Annotated in this window: 1 rRNA gene; it reads right to left on the bottom strand. The window is 46.8% G+C overall.

Annotated elements, in window-relative coordinates:
* A 23S ribosomal RNA gene (locus tag OL444_RS31740) occupies positions 1 to 1356 on the bottom strand; the annotation flags it as partial.

Genomic DNA, 1356 nt, shown 5'->3' with positions numbered 1-1356 from the left:
ATATAACTACCCCCTTTAACGCACTATTCCGTAAGTGCGCAGTCCTTTCACTACTCCGTTACTCCATCGAATTTACAGCAGGTGTTGGAATATTCACCAACTTGCCATCAGCTACGCCTCTCGGCTTTGCCTAAGGACCCGACTAACCCTGATCCGATTAGCGTTGATCAGGAACCCTTAGTCTTACGGCGATAAGATTTTTCATCTTATTTATCGTTACTTATGCCTACATTTTCTTTTCTAAACGCTCCAGCATGTCTCGCGACACACCTTCGATGCAGTTTAGAATGCTCCCCTACCGTCTAGTACCTAAATACTAGGCCTAAAGCTTCGGTTATATGTTTGATGCCCGATTATTTTCCGTGCCCAAACCCTCGACCAGTGAGCTGTTACGCACTCTTTAAATGAATGGCTGCTTCCAAGCCAACATCCTGGCTGTTTTAGGATTTGAACCGCGTTTGATCAACTTAACATATCATTAGGGACCTTAGCTGTTAGTCTGGGTTATTTCCCTCTCGGCCATGGACCTTAGCGCCCACAGCCTCACTCCTGGAGATTATGTTATAGCATTCGGAGTTTATTAGGGTTTGGTAGGCGGTGAAGCCCCCTAGCCCAATTAGTAGCTCTACCTCTATAACACGTCTATATCCAAGGCTGTTCCTAAAAACATTTCGGGGAGAACGAGCTATCTCTCAGTTTGATTGGCCTTTCACCCCTATCCACAGGTCATCCCATAGCTTTTCAACGCTAATGAGTTCGGACCTCCAGTTAGTTTTACCTAACCTTCATCCTGCCCATGGATAGATCACAAAGTTTCGCGTCTACCCCCACTGACTAATTCGCTCTGTTAGAACTTGCTTTCGCTGCGGCTCCGGTACTGAAGACCTTAACCTTGCCAGTGAGGAGTAACTCGTAGGCTCATTATGCAAAAGGCACGCCGTCACTCTTGCGAGCTCCGACCGCTTGTAAGCGCACGGTTTCAGGAACTATTTCACTCTCCTGTTCGGAGTACTTTTCACCTTTCCCTTACGGTACTGGTTCACTATCGGTATCTAAGGAGTATTTAGCCTTACCAGATGGTGCTGGCAGTTTCATACAGGATTCCTCCGGTCCCGCACTACTCAGGATACTACACGTCCATCAGAATTTCTGTCTACAGGGCTATCACCTGCTACGGCTCATCTTTCCAGATGATTCAACTTGATCTGACTTTCTAAAAGTAGTCCTACAACCCCGGATAGAATTGCTTCGATCCGGTTTGGGCTCTTCCCTGTTCGCTCGCCACTACTTAGGGAATCATTAGTTATTTTCTTTTCCTGCAGGTACTTAGATGTTTCAGTTCCCTGCGTTGGCTCC

The sequence above is a fragment of the Chitinophaga nivalis genome, from assembly GCF_025989125.1.
In the GTDB taxonomy this organism is placed as follows: domain Bacteria; phylum Bacteroidota; class Bacteroidia; order Chitinophagales; family Chitinophagaceae; genus Chitinophaga; species Chitinophaga nivalis.
This window is presented reverse-complemented; position numbering and strand designations above follow the sequence as displayed.